Annotated in this window: 19 protein-coding genes; 13 read left to right on the top strand and 6 right to left on the bottom strand. The window is 60.5% G+C overall.

The features are described from left to right. Positions 1-50 precede the first annotated feature (50 nt). On the bottom strand, positions 51-746 hold the full coding sequence (locus F8N44_RS13480) for a DNA-3-methyladenine glycosylase (protein ID WP_150650626.1): 696 nt from the start codon (positions 744-746) through the stop codon (positions 51-53). Between the two features lie 177 nt (positions 747-923). Here F8N44_RS13480 and F8N44_RS13475 point away from each other — a divergent pair, with 177 nt between their 5' ends. The 13 genes from F8N44_RS13475 (at position 924) to F8N44_RS13415 (ending at position 13,507) form a co-directional block, all read left to right on the top strand. After that, positions 924-2,195: a glutamate-5-semialdehyde dehydrogenase gene (locus F8N44_RS13475; protein ID WP_150650625.1), complete on the top strand. Its 1,272-nt coding sequence runs from the start codon at positions 924-926 to the stop codon at positions 2,193-2,195. Beyond that, the gene (nadD, locus tag F8N44_RS13470; RefSeq protein WP_150650624.1) at positions 2,164-2,886 is read left to right on the top strand and encodes a nicotinate-nucleotide adenylyltransferase; all 723 of its coding nucleotides are present in this window, start codon (positions 2,164-2,166) and stop codon (positions 2,884-2,886) included. Before F8N44_RS13475 ends, nadD begins: the two co-directional genes overlap by 32 nt. 72 nt (positions 2,887-2,958) lie before the next feature. Continuing rightward, positions 2,959-3,453: a ribosome silencing factor gene (gene rsfS, locus F8N44_RS13465; RefSeq protein ID WP_016986117.1), complete on the top strand. Its 495-nt coding sequence runs from the start codon at positions 2,959-2,961 to the stop codon at positions 3,451-3,453. A 9-nt stretch (positions 3,454-3,462) separates the two neighbouring features. Beyond that, positions 3,463-3,930, top strand: a complete 468-nt coding sequence (rlmH, locus tag F8N44_RS13460) for a 23S rRNA (pseudouridine(1915)-N(3))-methyltransferase RlmH (RefSeq protein WP_003185785.1) — start codon at positions 3,463-3,465, stop codon at positions 3,928-3,930. Positions 3,931-3,940: 10 nt separating this feature from the next. Continuing rightward, positions 3,941-5,836 (top strand): penicillin-binding protein 2, encoded by a 1,896-nt coding sequence (mrdA, locus tag F8N44_RS13455; RefSeq protein WP_127929907.1) that lies wholly within the window; start codon positions 3,941-3,943, stop codon positions 5,834-5,836. Between the two features lie 31 nt (positions 5,837-5,867). Beyond that, positions 5,868-6,971 (top strand): rod shape-determining protein RodA, encoded by a 1,104-nt coding sequence (rodA, locus tag F8N44_RS13450; RefSeq protein ID WP_049802149.1) that lies wholly within the window; start codon positions 5,868-5,870, stop codon positions 6,969-6,971. Positions 6,972-6,988: 17 nt separating this feature from the next. Continuing rightward, entirely contained in the window at positions 6,989-7,999 is a 1,011-nt protein-coding gene (mltB, locus tag F8N44_RS13445) for a lytic murein transglycosylase B (protein WP_093434581.1), read from the top strand. After that, positions 7,999-9,009 carry a septal ring lytic transglycosylase RlpA family protein gene (locus F8N44_RS13440; RefSeq protein ID WP_150650623.1) on the top strand — a complete coding sequence of 337 codons (1,011 nt, stop codon included), beginning with the start codon at positions 7,999-8,001 and terminating at the stop codon, positions 9,007-9,009. The genes mltB and F8N44_RS13440 overlap by 1 nt, the downstream gene beginning before the upstream one ends. A 185-nt stretch (positions 9,010-9,194) precedes the next feature. Next, positions 9,195-10,352, top strand: a complete 1,158-nt coding sequence (locus tag F8N44_RS13435) for a D-alanyl-D-alanine carboxypeptidase family protein (protein WP_016986121.1) — start codon at positions 9,195-9,197, stop codon at positions 10,350-10,352. An 85-nt stretch (positions 10,353-10,437) separates the two neighbouring features. Further along, entirely contained in the window at positions 10,438-10,713 is a 276-nt protein-coding gene (locus F8N44_RS13430) for a DUF493 domain-containing protein (protein ID WP_150650622.1), read from the top strand. After that, entirely contained in the window at positions 10,713-11,360 is a 648-nt protein-coding gene (lipB, locus tag F8N44_RS13425; protein ID WP_150650621.1) for a lipoyl(octanoyl) transferase LipB, read from the top strand. Before F8N44_RS13430 ends, lipB begins: the two co-directional genes overlap by 1 nt. Positions 11,361-11,385: 25 nt before the next feature. After that, on the top strand, positions 11,386-12,384 hold the full coding sequence (gene lipA, locus F8N44_RS13420; RefSeq protein ID WP_161986515.1) for a lipoyl synthase: 999 nt from the start codon (positions 11,386-11,388) through the stop codon (positions 12,382-12,384). A gap of 172 nt (positions 12,385-12,556) precedes the next feature. Next, entirely contained in the window at positions 12,557-13,507 is a 951-nt protein-coding gene (locus F8N44_RS13415) for a S66 peptidase family protein (protein WP_150650620.1), read from the top strand. A gap of 115 nt (positions 13,508-13,622) precedes the next feature. Here F8N44_RS13415 and F8N44_RS13410 read toward each other — a convergent pair whose 3' ends face one another. The 5 genes from F8N44_RS13410 to leuS form a co-directional block, all read right to left on the bottom strand. Next, positions 13,623-14,945 carry a lytic murein transglycosylase gene (locus F8N44_RS13410; protein WP_150650619.1) on the bottom strand — a complete coding sequence of 441 codons (1,323 nt, stop codon included), beginning with the start codon at positions 14,943-14,945 and terminating at the stop codon, positions 13,623-13,625. Positions 14,946-15,005: 60 nt separating this feature from the next. Beyond that, on the bottom strand, positions 15,006-15,170 hold the full coding sequence (gene arfA / locus F8N44_RS13405) for an alternative ribosome rescue factor ArfA (RefSeq protein ID WP_016986126.1): 165 nt from the start codon (positions 15,168-15,170) through the stop codon (positions 15,006-15,008). Between the two features lie 136 nt (positions 15,171-15,306). After that, positions 15,307-16,344, bottom strand: a complete 1,038-nt coding sequence (gene holA, locus F8N44_RS13400) for a DNA polymerase III subunit delta (RefSeq protein WP_150650618.1) — start codon at positions 16,342-16,344, stop codon at positions 15,307-15,309. 39 nt (positions 16,345-16,383) lie between these two features. Continuing rightward, a complete protein-coding gene (lptE, locus tag F8N44_RS13395) occupies positions 16,384-16,989 on the bottom strand; it encodes an LPS assembly lipoprotein LptE (RefSeq protein ID WP_150650617.1) in 606 nt (201 codons plus the stop codon). An 87-nt stretch (positions 16,990-17,076) separates the two neighbouring features. Beyond that, on the bottom strand, positions 17,077-19,683 hold the full coding sequence (gene leuS / locus F8N44_RS13390; protein WP_150650616.1) for a leucine--tRNA ligase: 2,607 nt from the start codon (positions 19,681-19,683) through the stop codon (positions 17,077-17,079). Positions 19,684-19,851 lie beyond the last annotated feature (168 nt).

Here is a 19,851-nt window from a genome sequence, read left to right as displayed (position 1 = left end):
AGCGAAGTCAAAAGATCACAGCCTTCGGCAGCCCCTGCACAGGTTTGTGTTTACAGCAGAAAATAATCCCGGTCTTCGACCTGACCGCGTCGCAGCGGGTTCCGCGTGCACCATTGCGCATAGGCTGAGTCGACAAAGCGGTACATCAAATGTTCGTCACGGCCGTGGGGAATGCCCAAACGTGTGGTTTGAATGATGTGCGAAGGTGCAGGCCCGGTGTCTTCGACGAGAAGCACCTCATGATCGAAACGTTTGGCGTCCCACACCGGCACTTTCAGCCCCAGCGCTTTGCACAGCAGGGTTTGCCCGGCGCAGAGCTTTTGCGAAGGACGCGCACGGCCCTGAGCATCGGGGTTATTCAACAGCATTTGCGCCAGACTCGCTGGCCCGCTGATTTCATCGACCCACGGATAGGCGGATTTGATCAACACCGCATTGCCCGGCCCTTGCGCGCTGAAATTCAACGAGTCACCGCCACGGGCGTAATACATATAGATGTGGCCGCCATCCAGAAATAAAGCCTTACGTTTTTCTGTGTAGCCCAACGAGGCGTGGCTGCCTTTTTCTGCGCAGTAATAGGCTTCGGTTTCGATGATTCGCGCGCTCAGCCACAGGTCGCCGACCCGGTGGCGAATGACTTTGCCGAGCAGATCTTGCGCCAGCACTTGCGCATCTCGGTCGAAAAAGGCGTCCGGGAGCCCTAGCGGCAGGCGTTCGGCGCGGCTGCGAACGGTCAGGTTGGACATGGCAGGTAACGTTTATCCAGGCTCAGGAGGTCGTGATGATAACAACGCACGGCTTAATTGGGCCTGAACGCCGGTGAATCTGCGTTCATTTTGACCATCCGCCCGTCACCGCTGTTAGTCCCGGGACGCGACAGCTATAATCTGCCGCTTTCCTCTTTGCCAAGACCCCAGCAGACCATGACTGAGTCCGTTCTTGACTACATGACCCGATTGGGTCGCGCCGCCCGCGAAGCCTCCCGGGTCATCGGCCGTGCCAGCACCGCGCAGAAAAACCGCGCCTTGCAGGCCGCAGCCAATGCCCTGGACGCTGCGCGTGCCGAGCTTGCCGCCGCCAATGAGCAGGATCTGGCTGCCGGTCGCGCCAATGGTCTGGAACCCGCTTTGCTGGAACGTCTGGAACTGACCCCGGCGCGCATCGACGGCATGATCGTTGGCCTGCGTCAGGTCGCCGCGCTGCCGGATCCGGTCGGCGCGATCCGCGACATGAGCTTCCGTCCGTCGGGGATTCAGGTCGGCAGGATGCGCGTGCCGCTGGGCGTGATCGGGATCATCTACGAATCCCGTCCCAACGTGACCATCGATGCCGCCAGCCTGTGCCTGAAGTCCGGCAACGCGACCATCCTGCGCGGTGGCTCCGAAGCGATTCACTCAAATCGGGCGATTGCCGCGTGCATTCAGCGTGGTCTGGCCGAAGCCGAACTGCCCGCCGCCGTGGTGCAAGTGGTCGAAACCACTGACCGTGCCGCCGTCGGCGCGATGATCACCATGCCCGAGTACGTCGACGTGATCGTGCCGCGTGGTGGCCGTGGCCTGATCGAACGCATCAGCCGCGATGCCCGGGTGCCGGTGATCAAGCATCTGGACGGCATCTGTCACGTTTACGTCAGTGCCCACGCCGACCTGCCGAAAGCCCAGCGCATTGCCTTCAATGCCAAGACGTATCGTTATGGCATCTGCGGTGCGATGGAGACGCTGCTGGTTGATCAAACAGTCGCGAAGGATTTCCTGCCGTCGATGGCCGCCCAGTTCCGCGAAAAAGGCGTCGAACTGCGCGGCTGCGAGCGCACCCGGGCGATTATTGACGCCGTTGCGGCGAGCGAAGACGACTGGAGCACCGAGTACCTGGCGCCGATCCTGTCGATCCGTGTAGTCGAGGGTCTGGATCAGGCGATCGAACACATCAACCATTACGGCTCCCATCACACCGACTCGATTGTCAGCGAAAACCTCGCCGATACCCGTCGCTTTGTGGCGGAAGTCGACTCGGCGTCGGTGATGATCAACACCCCGACGTGCTTCGCCGATGGATTTGAATACGGATTGGGTGCCGAGATCGGCATTTCTACTGATAAGCTGCACGCCCGCGGCCCGGTGGGCCTCGAAGGACTGACCTGCGAGAAGTACATCGTGGTCGGTGATGGCCAGTTGCGCGGCCAGGCGACGGTCTGACTTGACCGACCTCGACCTGACAGCGCCGCAAACCGGCAGCGAGTCCCGCCCCCGACGCATCGGCGTATTGGGCGGTACGTTCGATCCGGTGCACATCGGCCATTTGCGTGGAGGGCTGGAAGTCGCCGAAGCGCTCGCGCTCGACGAGTTGCGCCTGATGCCGAATGCGCGGCCGCCACATCGCGGTACGCCGCAGGTGTCGGCGCAGGATCGCTTGGCAATGGTCGAGTGTGCGGTGGCCGGATTGCCGCCGCTGGTGGTGGACGCCCGCGAACTGCAGCGGGACAAGCCGTCCTGGACCATTGATACCCTGGAGTCGATGCGCGCTGAAATGCCCGCCGAGACCCAGGTTTTTCTGCTTTTGGGCTGGGACGCGTTTTGCGGCCTGCCCACTTGGCACCGCTGGGAGGAGTTGCTCCAGCATTGCCACATCCTGGTGCTACAGCGCCCGGACGCCGACAGCGAACCGCCGGATGCCTTGCGCAACCTGCTGGCAGCGCGTTCGGTGAGCGACCCGCTGGCCCTGAAAGGGCCGAGCGGACAGATTGCATTCGTCTGGCAGACACCGCTCGCGGTTTCCGCCACCCAGATCCGTCAACTGCTGGCCAGCGGTAAGTCGGTACGTTTCCTGGTGCCCGACGCGGTCCTGGCCTACATCGATGCGCACGGTCTGTACCGTGCGTCGAACTGAGCAAGGCGTGCTTCACTGATACGAATCCACGTATCGCCAAGCCGCCGAATATATGAGCAAAACGAGTTTTATATGACTGACAAAGACCAAACCAAAGTAAAGCGCAAAGGCACATTCAAGAGCGCCCCGCTGCCAGAGCCGGTCAACACCAACGAGCCGCTGAAGGGCGACGAGCTGGTCAAGCTGGCCGTAGCCGCTCTGGAAGACGTCAAGGCGCAAGACATCCAGATCATCGATGTTCGCGACAAGCAGAGCATCACTGACTACATGATCATCGCCACCGGTACGTCCAACCGCCAGATCAACGCGATGCTCGACAAGGTTCGCGAAGAAGTCAAAAAGCAGGGCGCCAAGCCGCTGGGCGAAGAAGGCAAGGGCGACAGCGACTGGGTGCTGCTCGACCTGGACCTGGTGATCGTGCACATGATGACTGCCTCGGCACGTCAGTTCTATGACCTGGAGCGCTTGTGGGCCGGTGCCGAGCAGAGCCGTGCGGCCGACGCCAAACACCACAGCCCGGAAAATACCCACGAGCATTTCACCAAGCTCAACAAAGACCAGCTGTAAGGGATTGCTGTGCGACTGCGCCTGATCGCCGTCGGTTCACGCATGCCCAAGTGGGTGGAAGAAGGCTGGCATGAATATGCCAAGCGTCTTCCGTCCGAGCTGGCGCTGGAACTGGTGGAAATACCGCTCAATACCCGTGGCAAGAATGCCGACGTGGCCCGATTCATCCGCCAGGAAGGCGAAGCCATGCTGGCCAAGGTTGGGCCGAACGAGCGGATCGTCACGCTGGAAGTCCACGGCAAGCCCTGGAGCACCGAGCAGCTGGCGGTCGAACTCGATCGCTGGCGGCTGGATTCGCGCACGGTCAATTTCATGGTCGGGGGCCCGGAAGGGCTGGCGCCGGAAGTCTGTGCCCGTGCCGATCAGCGCTGGTCGTTGTCGCCGCTGACGTTGCCGCACCCGCTAGTGCGGATCCTGATCGGCGAACAGTTGTATCGTGCCTGGACCGTGCTGTCCGGTCACCCTTACCACAAGTAATCCAGCCCTCATGTCTCAGCCGATCCGCATCAAGGACCACGAAAAGGACGCACGCCTGGTGCGTAGCCGCGTCGTGTTCGGGGCCATTGCGATCATGCTGTTGATCGGCGTGCTGATCGCACGGCTGTATTACTTGCAGGTGATCCAGTACGAGTACCACTCGACACTCTCGGAAAACAACCGCGTCCACGTGCAGCCGATTCCGCCGACGCGCGGGTTGATTTTCGACCGCAATGGCGTGGTGGTGGCGGACAACCGTCCAAGCTTCAGCCTGAGCATGACCCGTGAGCGCTCCGGCGACTGGCAGCAAGTGCTCGACGTGATTGTCGAAGTGCTGGAGCTGACGCCCGAGGATCGGGTGATCTTCGAAAAGCGCATGCGTCAGGGGCGCCGGCCGTTTGAGCCGGTGCCGATCCTGTTCGAGCTGAGCGAAGAGCAGATTGCCCGGATCGCCGTGAACCAGTTCCGCCTGCCCGGCGTGGAGGTGGTTGCGCAACTGGTTCGTCACTACCCGCAGGGCGCGCATTTTGCGCATTCGGTCGGGTACATGGGGCGGATCAACGAGAAAGAGCTGAAGACCCTCGACCCGGTCAACTACAGCGGCACCCACCACATCGGCAAAACCGGCATCGAGCGATTCTACGAGCCGGAATTGCACGGTCAGGTCGGCTACGAAGAAGTCGAGACCAACGCCCGAGGCCGCGTTCTGCGTGTGCTCAAACGCACCGATCCGATTCCCGGCAAGGACATCGTCCTCAGTCTGGACATCAAATTGCAGGAGGCCGCCGAGGCAGCATTGGGCGGACGTCGCGGCGCGGTCGTGGCGCTCGATCCGAAGACCGGCGAAGTTCTGGCAATGGTCAGCCAGCCGAGTTTTGACCCGAACCTGTTCGTCACCGGCATCAGCTTCAAGGCCTACGCCGAGTTGCGCGATTCGATCGACCGGCCATTGTTCAACCGCGTGCTGCGCGGTCTGTACCCACCGGGTTCGACGATCAAGCCAGCGGTGGCGATTGCCGGTCTCGATTCCGGTGTGGTGACGGCGTCGAGCCGAGTGTTCGACCCCGGCTACTACATGCTGCCCAACTACGATCACAAATACCGTAACTGGAACCGCACCGGGGACGGCTTCGTCGATCTCGACACGGCGATCATGCGTTCCAACGACACCTACTTCTATGACTTGGCCCACAAGCTCGGCATCGATCGGCTGTCGGCCTACATGAACAAGTTCGGCATCGGCCAGAAGGTCTCGCTGGACATGTTCGAAGAATCCCCCGGCCTGATGCCGTCCCGCGAATGGAAACGGGCGACGCGTAAACAGGCATGGTTCCCGGGCGAAACGCTGATCCTCGGGATCGGCCAGGGCTACATGCAATCGACCCCGCTGCAGCTGGCCCAGGCCACCGCGCTGGTGGCCAACAAAGGCATCTGGAATCGTCCGCACCTGGCCAAGTCCCTCGAAGGGGTGAAACCGGTGGATGAAAACCCGATGCCGGACATTGTCCTGCGTGATCCGTCGGACTGGACCAAGGTCAACCACGGTATGCAGCAGGTGATGCACGGCGCGCGTGGTACTGCGCGCAAAGCGGCCATCGGCGCGCAATACCGCATTGCCGGCAAGTCGGGTACCGCGCAGGTGGTGGCGATCAAGCAGGGTGAGAAGTACGACCGCTCCAAGGTTCAGGAACGTCACCGCGACCACGCCTTGTTCGTCGGTTTCGCCCCGGCCGATGACCCGAAAATCGTTGTATCGGTGATGGTCGAGAACGGTGAGTCCGGCTCTGGCGTTGCAGCGCCGGTGGTGCGTCAGGTCATGGACGCCTGGCTGCTCGATCAGGACGGACGTTTGAAGGCCGAATACGCCAGCCCAATCAGTGCGGAGGCTACGGCCCGTGATGAATAACTTTGATCGCATGCTCTCCAGTGAGGATGTGATGCGTCGCCGCGCGACGTTGCTGCAAAGACTGCATATCGATGGCCCGTTACTGATCCTGCTGCTGATTCTCGCCGCCGGCAGTTTGTTCGTGCTGTATTCGGCGAGTGGCAAGAGCTGGGATCTGTTGGCCAAACAGGCGACGTCGTTCGGTATCGGTCTGGTGTCGATGATCATCATCGCCCAGTTCGAGCCGCGTTTCATGGCGCGCTGGGTGCCGCTTGGTTATGTGATCGGCGTGGTGCTGCTGTTGGTGGTGGACATCATGGGCCACAACGCGATGGGCGCCACCCGCTGGATCAACATCCCCGGGGTGATCCGCTTCCAGCCCTCGGAGTTCATGAAGATCCTGATGCCGGCGACCATCGCCTGGTACCTGTCCAAGCGCACGTTACCGCCACAACTCAAGCATGTCGGCATCAGCCTGATGCTGATCGGCGTGCCGTTCGCGCTGATCGTGCGCCAGCCTGACCTCGGTACTTCACTGCTGATTCTGGCGGGCGGCGCGTTTGTGCTGTTCATGGGCGGGCTGCGCTGGCGCTGGATTCTCAGTGTGCTGGCGGCGGCGATTCCGGTGTCGGTGGCCATGTGGTTCTTCATCATGCACGACTACCAGAAACAGCGAATCCTGACCTTCCTCGATCCGGAAAGCGATCCGCTGGGCACCGGCTGGAACATCATTCAGTCGAAAGCCGCGATCGGTTCCGGCGGGGTGTTCGGCAAGGGCTGGCTGCTCGGCACCCAGTCGCACCTGGACTTCCTGCCGGAAAGCCACACCGACTTCATCATTGCTGTACTCGGCGAGGAGTTCGGTCTGGTGGGCATTTGCGCGCTGCTGCTGATCTATCTGTTGCTGATTGGCCGGGGGCTGGTGATCACCGCTCAGGCTCAGACGCTGTTCGGCAAATTGCTCGCCGGTGCGTTGACCATGACGTTTTTTGTTTACGTTTTCGTCAACATCGGTATGGTCAGTGGCCTGTTGCCGGTTGTAGGGGTGCCGTTGCCGTTCATTAGCTACGGAGGAACTTCGTTGGTGACGCTGCTGTCAGCGTTTGGGGTTTTGATGTCGATCCATACCCATCGCAAGTGGATCGCACAGGTTTGAATAAGGTGAAGAGTTCAATGCAAGTAATGCGTGGCTGGGCGACTCGATGCGCGCCGCTGGTTGGCCTGATGGGCCTGCTGGGTAGCGTGCAGGAAGCGCTGGCCGGCGAATACGAAGGCTCGCCGCAGGTGGCCGAATTCGTCGGTGAAATGACCCGCGACTACGGTTTCGCCGGTGAGCAATTGATGGCGGTGTTCCGCGAGGCTCAGCGCAAACAGGCGATTCTCGACGCCATTTCCAGACCTGCCGAGCGCGTCAAGCAGTGGAAAGAATACCGCCCGATGTTCATCACCGATGCGCGCATTGCGCGCGGTGTCGACTTCTGGCGTCAGCACGAGGCGACGCTGGCCCGTGCCGAGCAGGAATACGGCGTACCGGCACAAGTCATCGTATCGATCATCGGCGTTGAAACCTTTTTCGGACGTAATACCGGCAATTACCGGGTGATCGATGCCTTGTCCACGCTCGGTTTCGACTATCCTCCCCGTGCCGAGTTTTTCCGTAAGGAACTGCGAGAGTTCCTGCTGCTGGCCCGTGAAGAACAGGTCGATCCATTGACCCTCAAAGGCTCGTACGCCGGGGCCATGGGCCTGCCGCAGTTCATGCCGAGCAGCTTTCGCGCCTATGCGGTGGATTTCGACGGTGACGGCCACATCAATATCTGGAACAACCCGGATGATGCGATCGGCAGCGTCGCCAGTTACTTCAAACGACATGGCTGGGTGGCCGGCGAGCCGGTGGTCAGCCGCGCCGATGTGCGGGGCGAGCAGGTCGATGAAGGCTTGACCACCGGCATCGAGCCGACGAAGACGGTTGGAGAGTTGCGGGCGCTGGGCTGGTCAAGTCATGATGCGCTGCGCGATGATATGCCGGTTACTGCATTTCGCCTCGAAGGCGACAATGGCCCCGAATACTGGATGGGCCTGAAGAATTTCTACGCGATCACGCGTTATAACCGCAGCGTGATGTACGCCATGGCCGTACATCAACTGTCTGAACAGCTGGTACAAGCACGGGGCGTCAAGTAATGCAGGCATTGCCTAACAGTAAACCCCTGAAGCTGGTGGCATTCGCTGCATTGGCAGTGCTGGTCGCCAGTTGTTCGACCAGCCGTTCGCCGACTCAGAAAACCACGAATACCGCCGTGCGGGCGCAGCCGGGCCTGGACATCAACCGTGCGCACAAAGATGGCGCGCCGTGGTGGGACGTCGACGTGTCGCGCATCCCCGATGCCACCCCGACCCTGCACACTGGCCCGTACAAGGCCAACCCGTACACCGTGCTGGGCAAGACTTACTTCCCGTTGCAGGAGTCCAAGACTTACGTCGCGTCCGGTACGGCGTCCTGGTACGGCACCAAGTTTCACGGTCAGAACACCGCCAACGGCGAGGTCTATGACCTGTACGGCATGAGTGCTGCCCACAAGACTCTGCCACTGCCAAGTTACGTTCGGGTGACCAACCTGGACAACAACCGCACGGTGATCCTGCGGGTCAACGACCGTGGGCCGTTCTATTCCGATCGCATCATCGACTTGTCCTACGCCGCCGCGAAAAAACTCGGTTACGCCGAAACCGGCACCGCGCGGGTCAAGGTTGAAGGTATCGATCCGCAGCAGTATTGGGCTGCCAAGGGCCGTCCGGCACCGTTGATGCTCAACGAGCCGCAAGTCGCGCAGAACAGCGCACCGGTGATCACGGCCTCGGCCGGCACCGTTGAGCAATGGACGCCACCGCCGCAGCAACATGCCTCTGACACCGTCCCGGTGCCGATGAGCGCAAAAAAAAACGCTTCTGCAACAGCGTCTGGCCAGTATCTGCAGGTGGGCGCGTTCGCCAACCCGGACGCTGCAGAACTGCTGAGGTCGAAGCTCAGCGGGATGGTGAGCGCTCCGGTGTTCATCAGTTCGATCGTGCGCAATCAGCAGACCCTGCATCGGGTACGTCTGGGGCCGATCGGTTCGCCGGGTGAAATTGCCCAGGTGCAGAACAGCGTGCGCCTGGCCAACCTTGGTTCGCCAAGTGTGGTCACCGAGTAATACGTAGAACTTGATTGACGATTCGCCAGCGATTGGGGGGTGAATCAGGTTGTTGGCTCGTCGAAGAACAAAAGCCCGGCAAGGGTGACTGGAGTGAGCAACTGAACACGCGATGGCTCGTTAGAAAGTCATCTGATTAAATTTTGTCCGCAAGGACAGTTTCCATTAGCGATTTCGAGAGACGGATGAACATCACCACCTTTGCCAAACGCCTGTGTCTGCTAGTCCCGCTGCTCCTCTCGCCAGCCGCCTTCGCGGCCGAGATGATGCCGTCGCCACCGCAACTGGCCGCCAAAGCCTACGTACTCATGGATGCCGCCAGCGGCAACGTGCTGGTAGAGAACAACGGTGACCAGCGTCTGCCGCCGGCCAGCCTGACCAAACTGATGACCGCGTACATTGCTACGCTGGAAATCCGTCGTGGCCAGATCGGTGAAAACGATCCGGTGACCGTCAGCGAAAACGCCTGGCGCACCGGCGGTTCGCGGATGTTCATCAAAGTCGGCTCGCAGGTGACTGTCAGCGACTTGCTGCACGGCATCATCATCCAGTCCGGCAACGACGCCAGCGTGGCGCTGTCCGAGCACATCGCCGGCAGCGAAGATGCGTTCGCCGACCTGATGAACAAGACTGTCACCGATCTGGGTATGACCAACACCCACTTCATGAACCCGACCGGTCTGCCAAACCCTGAGCACTACTCGTCGGCTCACGACATGGCGATTCTGGCCCGTGCGATCATCCACGAAGACCCGGCTCACTACGCGATCTACTCGCAGAAAGAGTTCTTTTGGAACGGCATCAAGCAGCCTAACCGCAACCTGCTACTGTGGCGCGACAAGACCGTTGACGGTCTGAAAACCGGTCACACCGACGAAGCCGGCTACTGCATGGTGTCCTCGGCTGTACGTGACGGCCAGCGTCTGATCGCCGTGGTGTTCGGCACCAACAGCGAAGTGGCCCGTGCAGCTGAAACCCAGAAGCTCCTGACCTACGGTTTCCGCTTCTTCGAAACCCAGACCTTCTACCAGAAGGGCACCGAACTGGCTCAGGCCCCGGTGTGGAAAGGCACCACCAATCAAGTCAAGGCCGGCCTGGCTGAAGACCTGACCATGACCCTGCCAAAAGGCCAGCTGAAGAAGCTCGCTGCCAGCATGACCATGAACCCGCAACTGACCGCGCCAATCGCCAAGGGCGACGTGATCGGTAAAGTCGAAGTCAAACTGGAAGACAAGGTCGTGCACAGCGCCGACCTGATCGCTCTGGATGGCGTCGAGGAGGGTGGTATCTTCCGCCGCATGTGGGATAGCATCCGTCTATTCTTCTACGGCTTGTTCAACTGATTTGTGTTGACCTGCATGGCCCCGCCCCGATCCGGAGCGGGGCCATGTGCGTTACCACGGCTTGCGCTCTAGAGGCCGTTACGCCATGACCGATACCGAAGTAAAGGCGCCAAAGATCGAATTTCCGCAGACTGATTATCCGATTAAGGTGATCAGCGATACGGGTGTTGGCAACAAGGACAAGATCATCGAGATCGTCCTGAAACACGCGATCATCAACGATGAGCGCATCGACGAGCGTCAAAGCACTAACGGCAAATACACCACCATTCAGTTGCACATCGTCGCGATCGATCAGGATCAGCTGTACAACATCAACAGCGAACTGCGGGCGACCGGCTTCGTGCACATGGTGTTGTGATGTCTGGCACGCTGGGCTTTCGTGAGCTCGGCCAGATGGCGTACGAGCCGGTCTGGCATGCCATGCAACGCTTTACCAACGAACGCGGCAGCGATGCCGCCGACGAAATCTGGCTCGTCGAGCACCCACCGGTGTTCACTCAGGGCCAGGCCGGCAAGGCCGAACACTTGCTGTTGCCGGGGGATATCCCGGTGGTGCAGGTCGATCGCGGCGGGCAGGTGACTTATCATGGTCCCGGCCAGTTGGTGGCTTACCTGCTGCTGGATGTACGCAAACTGGGTTTCGGCGTACGAGATCTGGTCAGTCGCATGGAACAGTGCCTGATCGAACTGCTGGCCAGCTACGGCGTGACCGCCGCAGCCAAGCCAGATGCTCCCGGCGTCTATGTCGATGGAGCGAAAATCGCTTCTCTGGGTTTGCGGATTCGCCACGGTTGCTCCTTTCATGGCCTGGCCCTGAACGTGGATATGAACCTGGAACCGTTTCGACGGATTAATCCCTGCGGCTATGCCGGGCTGGCGATGACCCAGCTGAGCGATCACGCAGGATCGATTGAATTTGCCGAGGTAAGTGCCCGGCTGCGTGCGCAGCTCGTCAAACACCTCGACTATGCTGAGCAGACGACCCTGACGGGCGGAATCGACTGATATGACTACTGATGCAGTGCAAACCATGATCCCGACGCTCGACGTGACCGAGCGCCCGGCCCCGCGTCCCAAGGTTGAAGCCGGCGTCAAGCTGCGCGGCGCCGAGAAGGTTGCACGCATCCCGGTAAAGATCATTCCGACCACCGAACTGCCGAAGAAACCTGACTGGATTCGTGTACGCATTCCGGTTTCGCCGGAAGTCGACCGGATCAAGAGCCTGCTGCGCAAACACAAACTGCACAGCGTCTGCGAAGAAGCGTCCTGCCCGAACCTCGGTGAGTGCTTCTCCGGCGGCACCGCGACCTTCATGATCATGGGCGACATCTGCACCCGTCGCTGCCCGTTCTGCGACGTTGGCCACGGTCGTCCGAAGCCATTGGACGTCAATGAACCTGAAAGCCTGGCCATCGCCATCGCCGACCTCAAGCTCAAGTACGTGGTGATCACCTCGGTTGACCGCGACGACCTGCGTGACGGCGGTGCCCAGCACTTTGCCGACTGCATCCGCGAAATCCGCAAACTGTCGCCGAACGTGCAGCTCGAGACTCTGGTCCCGGACTACCGTGGCCGCATGGACGTCGCGCTGGAAATCACCGCCGCCGAGCCGCCGGATGTGTTCAACCACAACCTGGAGACTGTGCCACGTCTGTACAAGGCTGCGCGTCCGGGTTCGGATTACCAGTGGTCGCTGACCCTGCTGCAACGCTTCAAGCAGATGATGCCGCACATTCCGACCAAATCCGGCTTGATGCTGGGTCTGGGCGAGACCGACGAAGAAGTCATCGAAGTCATGAAGCGCATGCGCGAACACGACATCGACATGCTGACCCTGGGCCAGTATCTGCAGCCGTCGCGCAGCCACTTGCCGGTGCAGCGTTTCGTGCACCCGGACACCTTCGCCTGGTTTGCCGAGGAAGGTTACAAGATGGGCTTCAAAAACGTCGCGTCGGGCCCGCTGGTGCGTTCTTCGTACCACGCCGACGAGCAGGCCAAGCTGGTCAAGGCTGAGCTGCTGGGTTCCTGATCCGGCGCTGAATAAAAAATGCCCGCCGAGGTTTTAACGCCCGGCGGGCATTTTTTTGCCCGGATTACACTCGCTGCTGATTTTTCCTTCAATCCACGGCGTGGCTGACCCTCTTCTGTTTGCCGCCGTTCCTGACTACTGTGTGTGCATGACTTCACAGGGAGATCCAAGGATGACCGTTCGACCAACCCACACACTTTGCCCGCACAAAGCCGTGCCTGCGCTGCCCTCGGAAGGGTTGATCGGCGTCATTGCGCCTGCCGGCCCCGGTGCTCTGGACACCGATAAGGCGATGCAATGGATGCGCGCTCGTGGCTATGGGCTGAAGGTGTTTCCCGGTGTCTATGAAAAGGACGGCTATCTGGCCGGTAGTGACGATGTACGCCTGCGTGACCTGCACGCGGCGTTCGCTGATTCCGAGGTCGATGCGATCATTTGCCTGCGCGGTGGCTACGGCACGCCGCGATTGCTCGACCGGATCGACTACGACCTGCTGAGCCGCAACGCCAAGCCCTTCGTCGGCTACAGCGATATCACTGCACTGCATCTGGCCATCAGTCGCTATGCCGGGTTTGTGACCTTTCACGGGCCGCTGCTCAACGCCGACCTGTTGGGTGACAAGGAACCGCCGACCGTTACTTCGTTCTTCGCCATGCTGCGCGGGCAATTGAAGGCAGGGAATGTGTTTAGCCATCCGGTGGCTTATCCATTGACCACGGTCGAGCCCGGCATCGCGCACGGGCGCTTGCTCGGCGGTAATCTGGCGATGATCGCCGCAACGCTGGGCACGCCTTACGAGATTGATGTCGAGGGGGTGATTCTGCTCATCGAAGACATCAACGAGCCGCTGTATCGCATTGACCGGCTGCTCACCCAGATGCGCCTGGCCGGCAAGTTGGCCAAGTTGCGCGGGGTGTTGGTCGGGGATATTGCAGGCGTGGATGTCGAAGCGCTGAACCGCTTGCTCAAGCAGACTTTCGAGCCGTTGCGGATTCCGGTGTTGTCGGGATGGCGTAGCGGGCATTGCGATCCGAACCTGACGCTGCCGATGGGCGCACTGGTGCGGCTGGATGCGGGCAAGCAGGAATTGATGCTGGAGCAGGATGTGGTGATCAAGGCCTGAAGGTTTATTGCCTGATAGTCAGTCTTCGCGAGCAGGCTCGCTCCCACATTTGGCATGCATTCCAATGTGGGAGCGAGCCTGCTCGCGAAAGCGGTATCAGCCCTAAACAATCGTTCTACTGAGTCCGCAGGCTTTCCAGCAATTTGTGCGTCGGATAACCATCTGCCGGCCAGCCAAACGACTGCTGGGCACTGCGAATCGCTTTACGCGTATTGGCGCCGATGATCCCGTCCGCTGTGCCGGCATCGTAATTGCGCGCGCTCAACAGGGTTTGCAATTCCATACGCTCGGTACGGCTCAGTGGCAGATCATCTTTCGGCCAGGTGCCGTTGATCAGGCCGCCGCCGTTGAAACGCTCGGACAGCAGGCTCACCGCCAATGCATACGACGACGAGTTGTTGTACTTGAGGATCGCGCGGAAATTATCGAGGATCAGAAACGCCGGCCCACGATAACCAGCCGGCAGCAGCAGGGCGGCCGACAATTGTTCCGAACCGGCTGGCACCTGAGCGCCATTTGGCAGGGACACACCTAATTGACGCCACTCGGCAACGCTCTTGCGAATCGCGCCATCAGCCAGTGTGTAGTTGAACGTGCTCGGCAGTTGCACTTCAAAACCCCACGGCTGGCCACGCTGCCAGCCAGAGCTTTGCAGGTAATGCGCGGTCGAGGCCAGGGCGTCGGCCGGGCTGCCCCAGATGTCGCGGCGACCGTCGCCATCAAAGTCCACGGCGTGGGTGTTGTAGGTGGTCGGAATGAACTGGGTCTGGCCCATCGCGCCGGCCCAGGAACCGAGCATCTTCTCCGGTGTGATATCGCCTTGTTGCAGAATTTGTAGCGCGGCGATCAATTGCGCGTGTGCAAAGCCCGGACGTCGGCCTTCGTAGGCGAGGGTGGCCAGCGAGTTGATCACCGACTTGCTGCCCTGAAACTGACCGAAATTACTTTCCATACCCCACACTGACACCAGCGCCTGACGGTCAACGCCATATCGCTGTTCGATGCTTTGCAGAATATCGGCGTACTGACTGATCAGTGCCTGGCCTTTACGCACACGCAGTGGCGAAAGCGCGCCATCGAGGTATTCCCACACCGGGCGGGAGAACTCCGGCTGACTGCGGTCGGCCCGGATCACGCTGGCGTCGAAGCTGACATTGGCAAAGGCGCGATCGAACAGCTCGGGGCTGATTCCGGCGGCCAGCGCATCTTTGCGAAAGCCTGCCTGCCATTCGGCAAAGGTCTGAGTCGGCTGAAGATCAAGTGGGTCGGCGGACGGCACTACCGGCGGGATGATCGCTGGGGCCGTGGCGACAGGCGCGGCTTGGAGGGGTTGCGCATCGGCGGCGGTCGGTTTTTCCGCGCAGGCGACAAGCAGAATGAAGCTGGAGGCAGCGATCAATTGGCGAACAGGCCAACGACGGGAAAGACTTAGGGGCATGCACAGTTCCAGGAAAACGAATCAGGTGCAGACCTTAACATGACCGGGGGGTACTGCGCTTTAAGCGGCCAGAAAGTAAGAAGCCTCCCAGCTGTCAGACTGGAAGGCTTCGCGGCGGTAGCTGCCTTTACCCTTGGTTGGTCGTTCCTGGCGACTGCGGAACAGGGGTTGGGCGACAATGGATTTGGCCTTGTTGGGGCCATGTTTCGATGGCTTTTTGCTCATGAGGGTTCTCTCGAGTGAGTGAGGTTTTGCGCCACAGATAATCTGCTCATGCTATAGAAAAGTCAAAAGATCGCAGCCTTCGGCAGCTCCTACATGAATCGGTGTAGGAGCTGCCGAAGGCTGCGATCTTTTGATCTTACTCAGCGGGGAGTGTCAGACGCTGGCCGGACATCAACAACGCCAACCGGCTCAGGCTCATCCACGGCGACCCGGCAGCCTGGCCTTTGATTTGCGCGTCGATCCGCTGGGCCTCCAGCAACAACTGCGCCCAACGCTGCGCCGAGTAGCGCTGCAGGGCTTTGCTCATCAACGGTTTGCGCTTGTCCCAGACCGGCGGTTTGGCCTGACTGAAGCATTTGTCCAGCGGCGTGCCCTGGCTGTATTGCAACGAAATATTAGCCAGCAGACGTAGCTCGCGCGCCAGCGCCCAGAGAATCACCGGTGGTTCGACGCCTTCGCCACGCAAGCCTTCAAGCATGCGCAGCGCGTGGGCCGGTTCGCCATTGAGCACGGCATCGGTCAGGCCAAACACGTCGAATCGCGCACTGTCCGCGACGGCGGCCTGCACGGTTTCGACTGTGATCTGACCGCCCTCGGCCATCAACTTGAGCTTTTCGATTTCCTGCGCGGCGGCGAGCAAATTGCCCTCGACGCGTGCAGCAATCAATTCGACCGCGTCCTGGCTGGCCGACAACCCGGCCTGGGACAAGCGCTGACGAATCCAGCTTGGCAACTGATTGGCATCCACCGGCCAGATCTGGATGAACTGGGTTTGCTGGCCTTCAACCAGCGCCTTGCCCCACTTGGTCTTCTGCGCGCTGCCATCCATCTTGGGCAGGCTGATCAGCAGCACCGTGTCTTCAGCGGGGCGCGAGCAGTATTCGATAAGTGCCGCGGCACCTTTGTCACCGGGCTTGCCCGAAGGCAGGCGCAGTTCCAGCAGGCGTTTTTCCGAGAACAACGACATGCTGGCGCCGGCCTGCAACAGCGTGCCCCAATCGAAATTGGCGTCGGCGGCAAAGACCTGGCGTTCGTCAAAACCTTGCTGGCGCGCAGCACTGCGGATGGCGTCGGCGGCTTCCTGGCACAGCAGCGGGTCATCGCCACTGATGATGTAGACCGGGCCGAGAGCGCCTTGCAGGTGTTTGCCGAGTTGGGCGGGAGCGAGCTTCATAAAAAATGTCGAACGGGGCGCCTGAGCGCCCCGAACGTCTTACTGCTGCGGTATTTCGAGCGGCGACTGACGCGGGGTTTCCGCTTCAGCCTTTTGCGCCGCTTGCAGCGCATCGGCTTCTGCCTTGGCGCGGTCATTGGCGGCTTGCTGCAGTTGTTGCAGCTGGCCCGGCGTCAGTTGCTGCAGACGCAGCATCATGCGCTGAACCAGTTCGCGAGTGGTTTCGCGACGAGCATCGTTGGCTTCCTGATCGGAACCCACGAGGTTGTTACCGTCGTGGATAAACACTTTCTGAACTTCAAGTTGGTCGCTGAGCAGCTGCAGGTTCTTTTCGCCACGGATCTCATATTTCAGAACAGTGTTGACCTGATACTCGCCCGTACGACCGGCACCGGCGTAGCTGAGGATGCGCTGGCTCTCCTGCTGGTCAGCCAGGAACAGCTTGTACGGTGCGCCGGAGTAGACCTTGACGCCGCTCGACTCCAGCACCTGACGCAGTTGCGTGACCGTCTCGCCATAGGCGTTACGGGCGCTCAGGTCGAGTTCCTTGATCGACAGTTCGTTGGTGCCGGTACCGCGCAGCTGGAAACCGCAGGCGCTCAACAGAACGGCGAGGCCCATCACCAGCAGATTGCGTTTGATCATTGTGTTGCTCCCCTTGAAACCACGTGGGCCGACTGTACGGCCCGAAAGGTTTTACTTGGCGTCAGGCGAACCTGACGCCCGATCCAATTAGCTGGCGACGATATTGACCAGTTTCCCGGGCACTACGATCACTTTACGAATGGTCAGACCATCGACGAAACGCAATACGTTTTCGTTGGCGCGGGCTGCCGCTTCCACTTCTTCACGCGTCGCACTGGCAGGCATATCGATCTGACCGCGCAGCTTGCCGTTGACCTGGATCACCAGGGTCAGGCTGTCCTGCACCAGAGCGCTTTCGTCGACTGCCGGCCAGCCGGCGTCGATGACGGCGTCAGCGTGCCCCAGCCTGTTCCACAATTCGTGGCTGATGTGCGGCGTGATTGGCGCCAGCAACAGCGTCACGGCTTCCAGACCTTCGTGAATCAACGCGCGATCCTGCTCGGTAGCTTGCGCTGCTTTTTCCAGCACGTTCATCAGCGTCATCACCTGAGCGATGGCGGTGTTGAATTTATGATTCTGGCCGACGTCGTGGCTGGCTTGCTTGATGGCCACGTGGATCGAACGGCGAACGGCTTTCTGCTCGTCGTTCAGGCTGGCGATGTCCAGTTTGCCCGGCAAGGCCTGACTGACGTGAGCCTGGGCCAGACGCCAGACGCGCTTGAGGAAGCGGTGCGAACCTTCAACGCCGGAATCGGACCACTCAGCGCTCATGTCAGGTGGCGAGGCGAACATCATGAACAGGCGGCAGGTGTCGGCGCCGAACTGATCGATCATCGACTGTGGGTCGACGCCGTTGTTCTTCGACTTGGCCATCTTCTCAGTGCCGCCGATTTCCACCGGCAGGCCGTCGGATTTCAGCTTGGCGCTGATGACCTTGGCTTTGCTGTCGCGCTCGAGTTCCACGTCCGCCGGGTTGAACCAGGTGTAGGCACCGTTGGCTTCACGACGATAGTAGGTTTCAGCGATCACCATGCCTTGGGTCAGCAGGTTCTTGAATGGCTCGTTGGAGCTGACCAGGCCTTCGTCACGCATCAGCTTGTGGAAGAAACGCGCATAGAGCAGGTGCAGAATCGCGTGTTCGATACCGCCGATGTACTGATCGACCGGCAACCAGTGGTCGGCTGCGGATTTTTCTACCAAGCCACCTTCAAAGTGCGGCGAGGCGTAACGGGCGTAGTACCACGACGACTCGACGAAGGTGTCCATGGTGTCGGTTTCACGCTTGGCAGGCTGGCCGCATTTCGGGCAGCTGCACTCGTAAAACTCAGGCATGCGTGCCAGCGGCGAACCGGCGCCGTCCGGCACCACGTCTTCCGGCAGGACGACCGGCAGTTGATCTTCCGGCACCGGCACGTCACCGCAGGCATCGCAGTGAATGATCGGGATCGGGCAGCCCCAGTAGCGCTGGCGGCTGATGCCCCAGTCGCGCAGGCGGAACTGGGTACGCGAGGCGCCCAGTTCTTTCTTGATCAGGGCGACTTCCATGGCGTCGAACGCACCAGCGAAGTCGAGACCGTCGAACTCGCCGGAGTTGATCAGCGTGCCATGCTCGCCGTAGGCGTCTTGCCACGGGGCCGGGTTGCTGTCGCCGGAGCTGGTACGCACTACCGATTTCACCGGCAGGTTGTACTTGTGAGCGAATTCGAAATCGCGCTCGTCGTGCGCCGGCACGGCCATTACAGCGCCGTCGCCGTAGTGCATAAGCACGTAGTTGGCGACCCACACCGGGAGTTTTTCACCGGTCAGCGGGTGCTCGACGAACAGGCCGGTCGGCAGGCCTTTTTTCTCTTGGGTGGCGACGTCGGCTTCGGCAACGCTGCCGCCCTTGCATTCAGCGATGAACGCTTGCAGCTCAGCGTTGTTTTTCGCGGCCAGGGTGGCCAGCGGGTGCTCAGCGGCCACGGCGACATAGGTCGCGCCCATCAGGGTGTCCGGACGGGTAGTGAAGACTTTCAGAGTGCCGGCTTCGCCAATGGAATCGACGTTGTACGGGAACTGCACTTCCATGCCGCGGGATTTGCCGATCCAGTTGCGCTGCATGGTCTTGACCTGTTCAGGCCAGCCCGTCAGCTCGTCGAGGCTCTCCAGCAGCTCATCCGCGTAAGCGGTGATCTTGAAGTAGTACATCGGGATTTCGCGCTTTTCGATCAGCGCGCCGGAACGCCAGCCGCGACCGTCGATCACCTGTTCATTGGCCAGAACGGTCTGGTCGATCGGGTCCCAGTTCACGGTGCCGTTTTTACGGTAGATCACACCTTTTTCGAACAGGCGAGTGAACAGCCATTGTTCCCAGCGGTAGTAATCCGGTTTGCAGGTGGTGACTTCGCGCGACCAGTCGACCGCCAGACCCAGGCTGCGCAGCTGGGTTTTCATGTAGGCGATGTTCTCGTAGGTCCACTTGGCAGGGGCGACATTGTTCTTCATCGCGGCGTTTTCCGCCGGCATGCCGAATGCGTCCCAGCCCATCGGTTGCAGAACGTTCTTGCCGAGCATGCGCTGGTAGCGGGAGATCACGTCGCCGATGGTGTAGTTGCGCACGTGCCCCATGTGTAGCTTGCCGCTGGGGTAAGGGAACATCGACAGGCAGTAGTAGGTTTCCTTGCCTGGCTGTTCACTGACTTCAAAGGACTTTTGCTCGTCCCAGAATGACTGGGCGGCGGCTTCGATTTCACGGGGCTGATATTGTTCGTGCATGGCTACTTTTGTACTGGATAGGGGTGGCCTAATCCTCTTCAACGCAGGTTCCGGGGTTGGCCCGGACGAGCTGGAAGTGGAATTACAGGAAGCGCCGTAGCATACATGACCGCGCTTGGCCTAGGGAAACCCTGATTACAGCTGTTTTCCCCGGCCAATCCGTGGCGA

Source organism: Pseudomonas fluorescens (assembly GCF_902497745.1).
Lineage (GTDB): Bacteria > Pseudomonadota > Gammaproteobacteria > Pseudomonadales > Pseudomonadaceae > Aquipseudomonas > Aquipseudomonas fluorescens_BM.
Note: the sequence above shows the minus strand (reverse complement) of the source record. Positions and strands in the feature narration are given on the sequence as shown.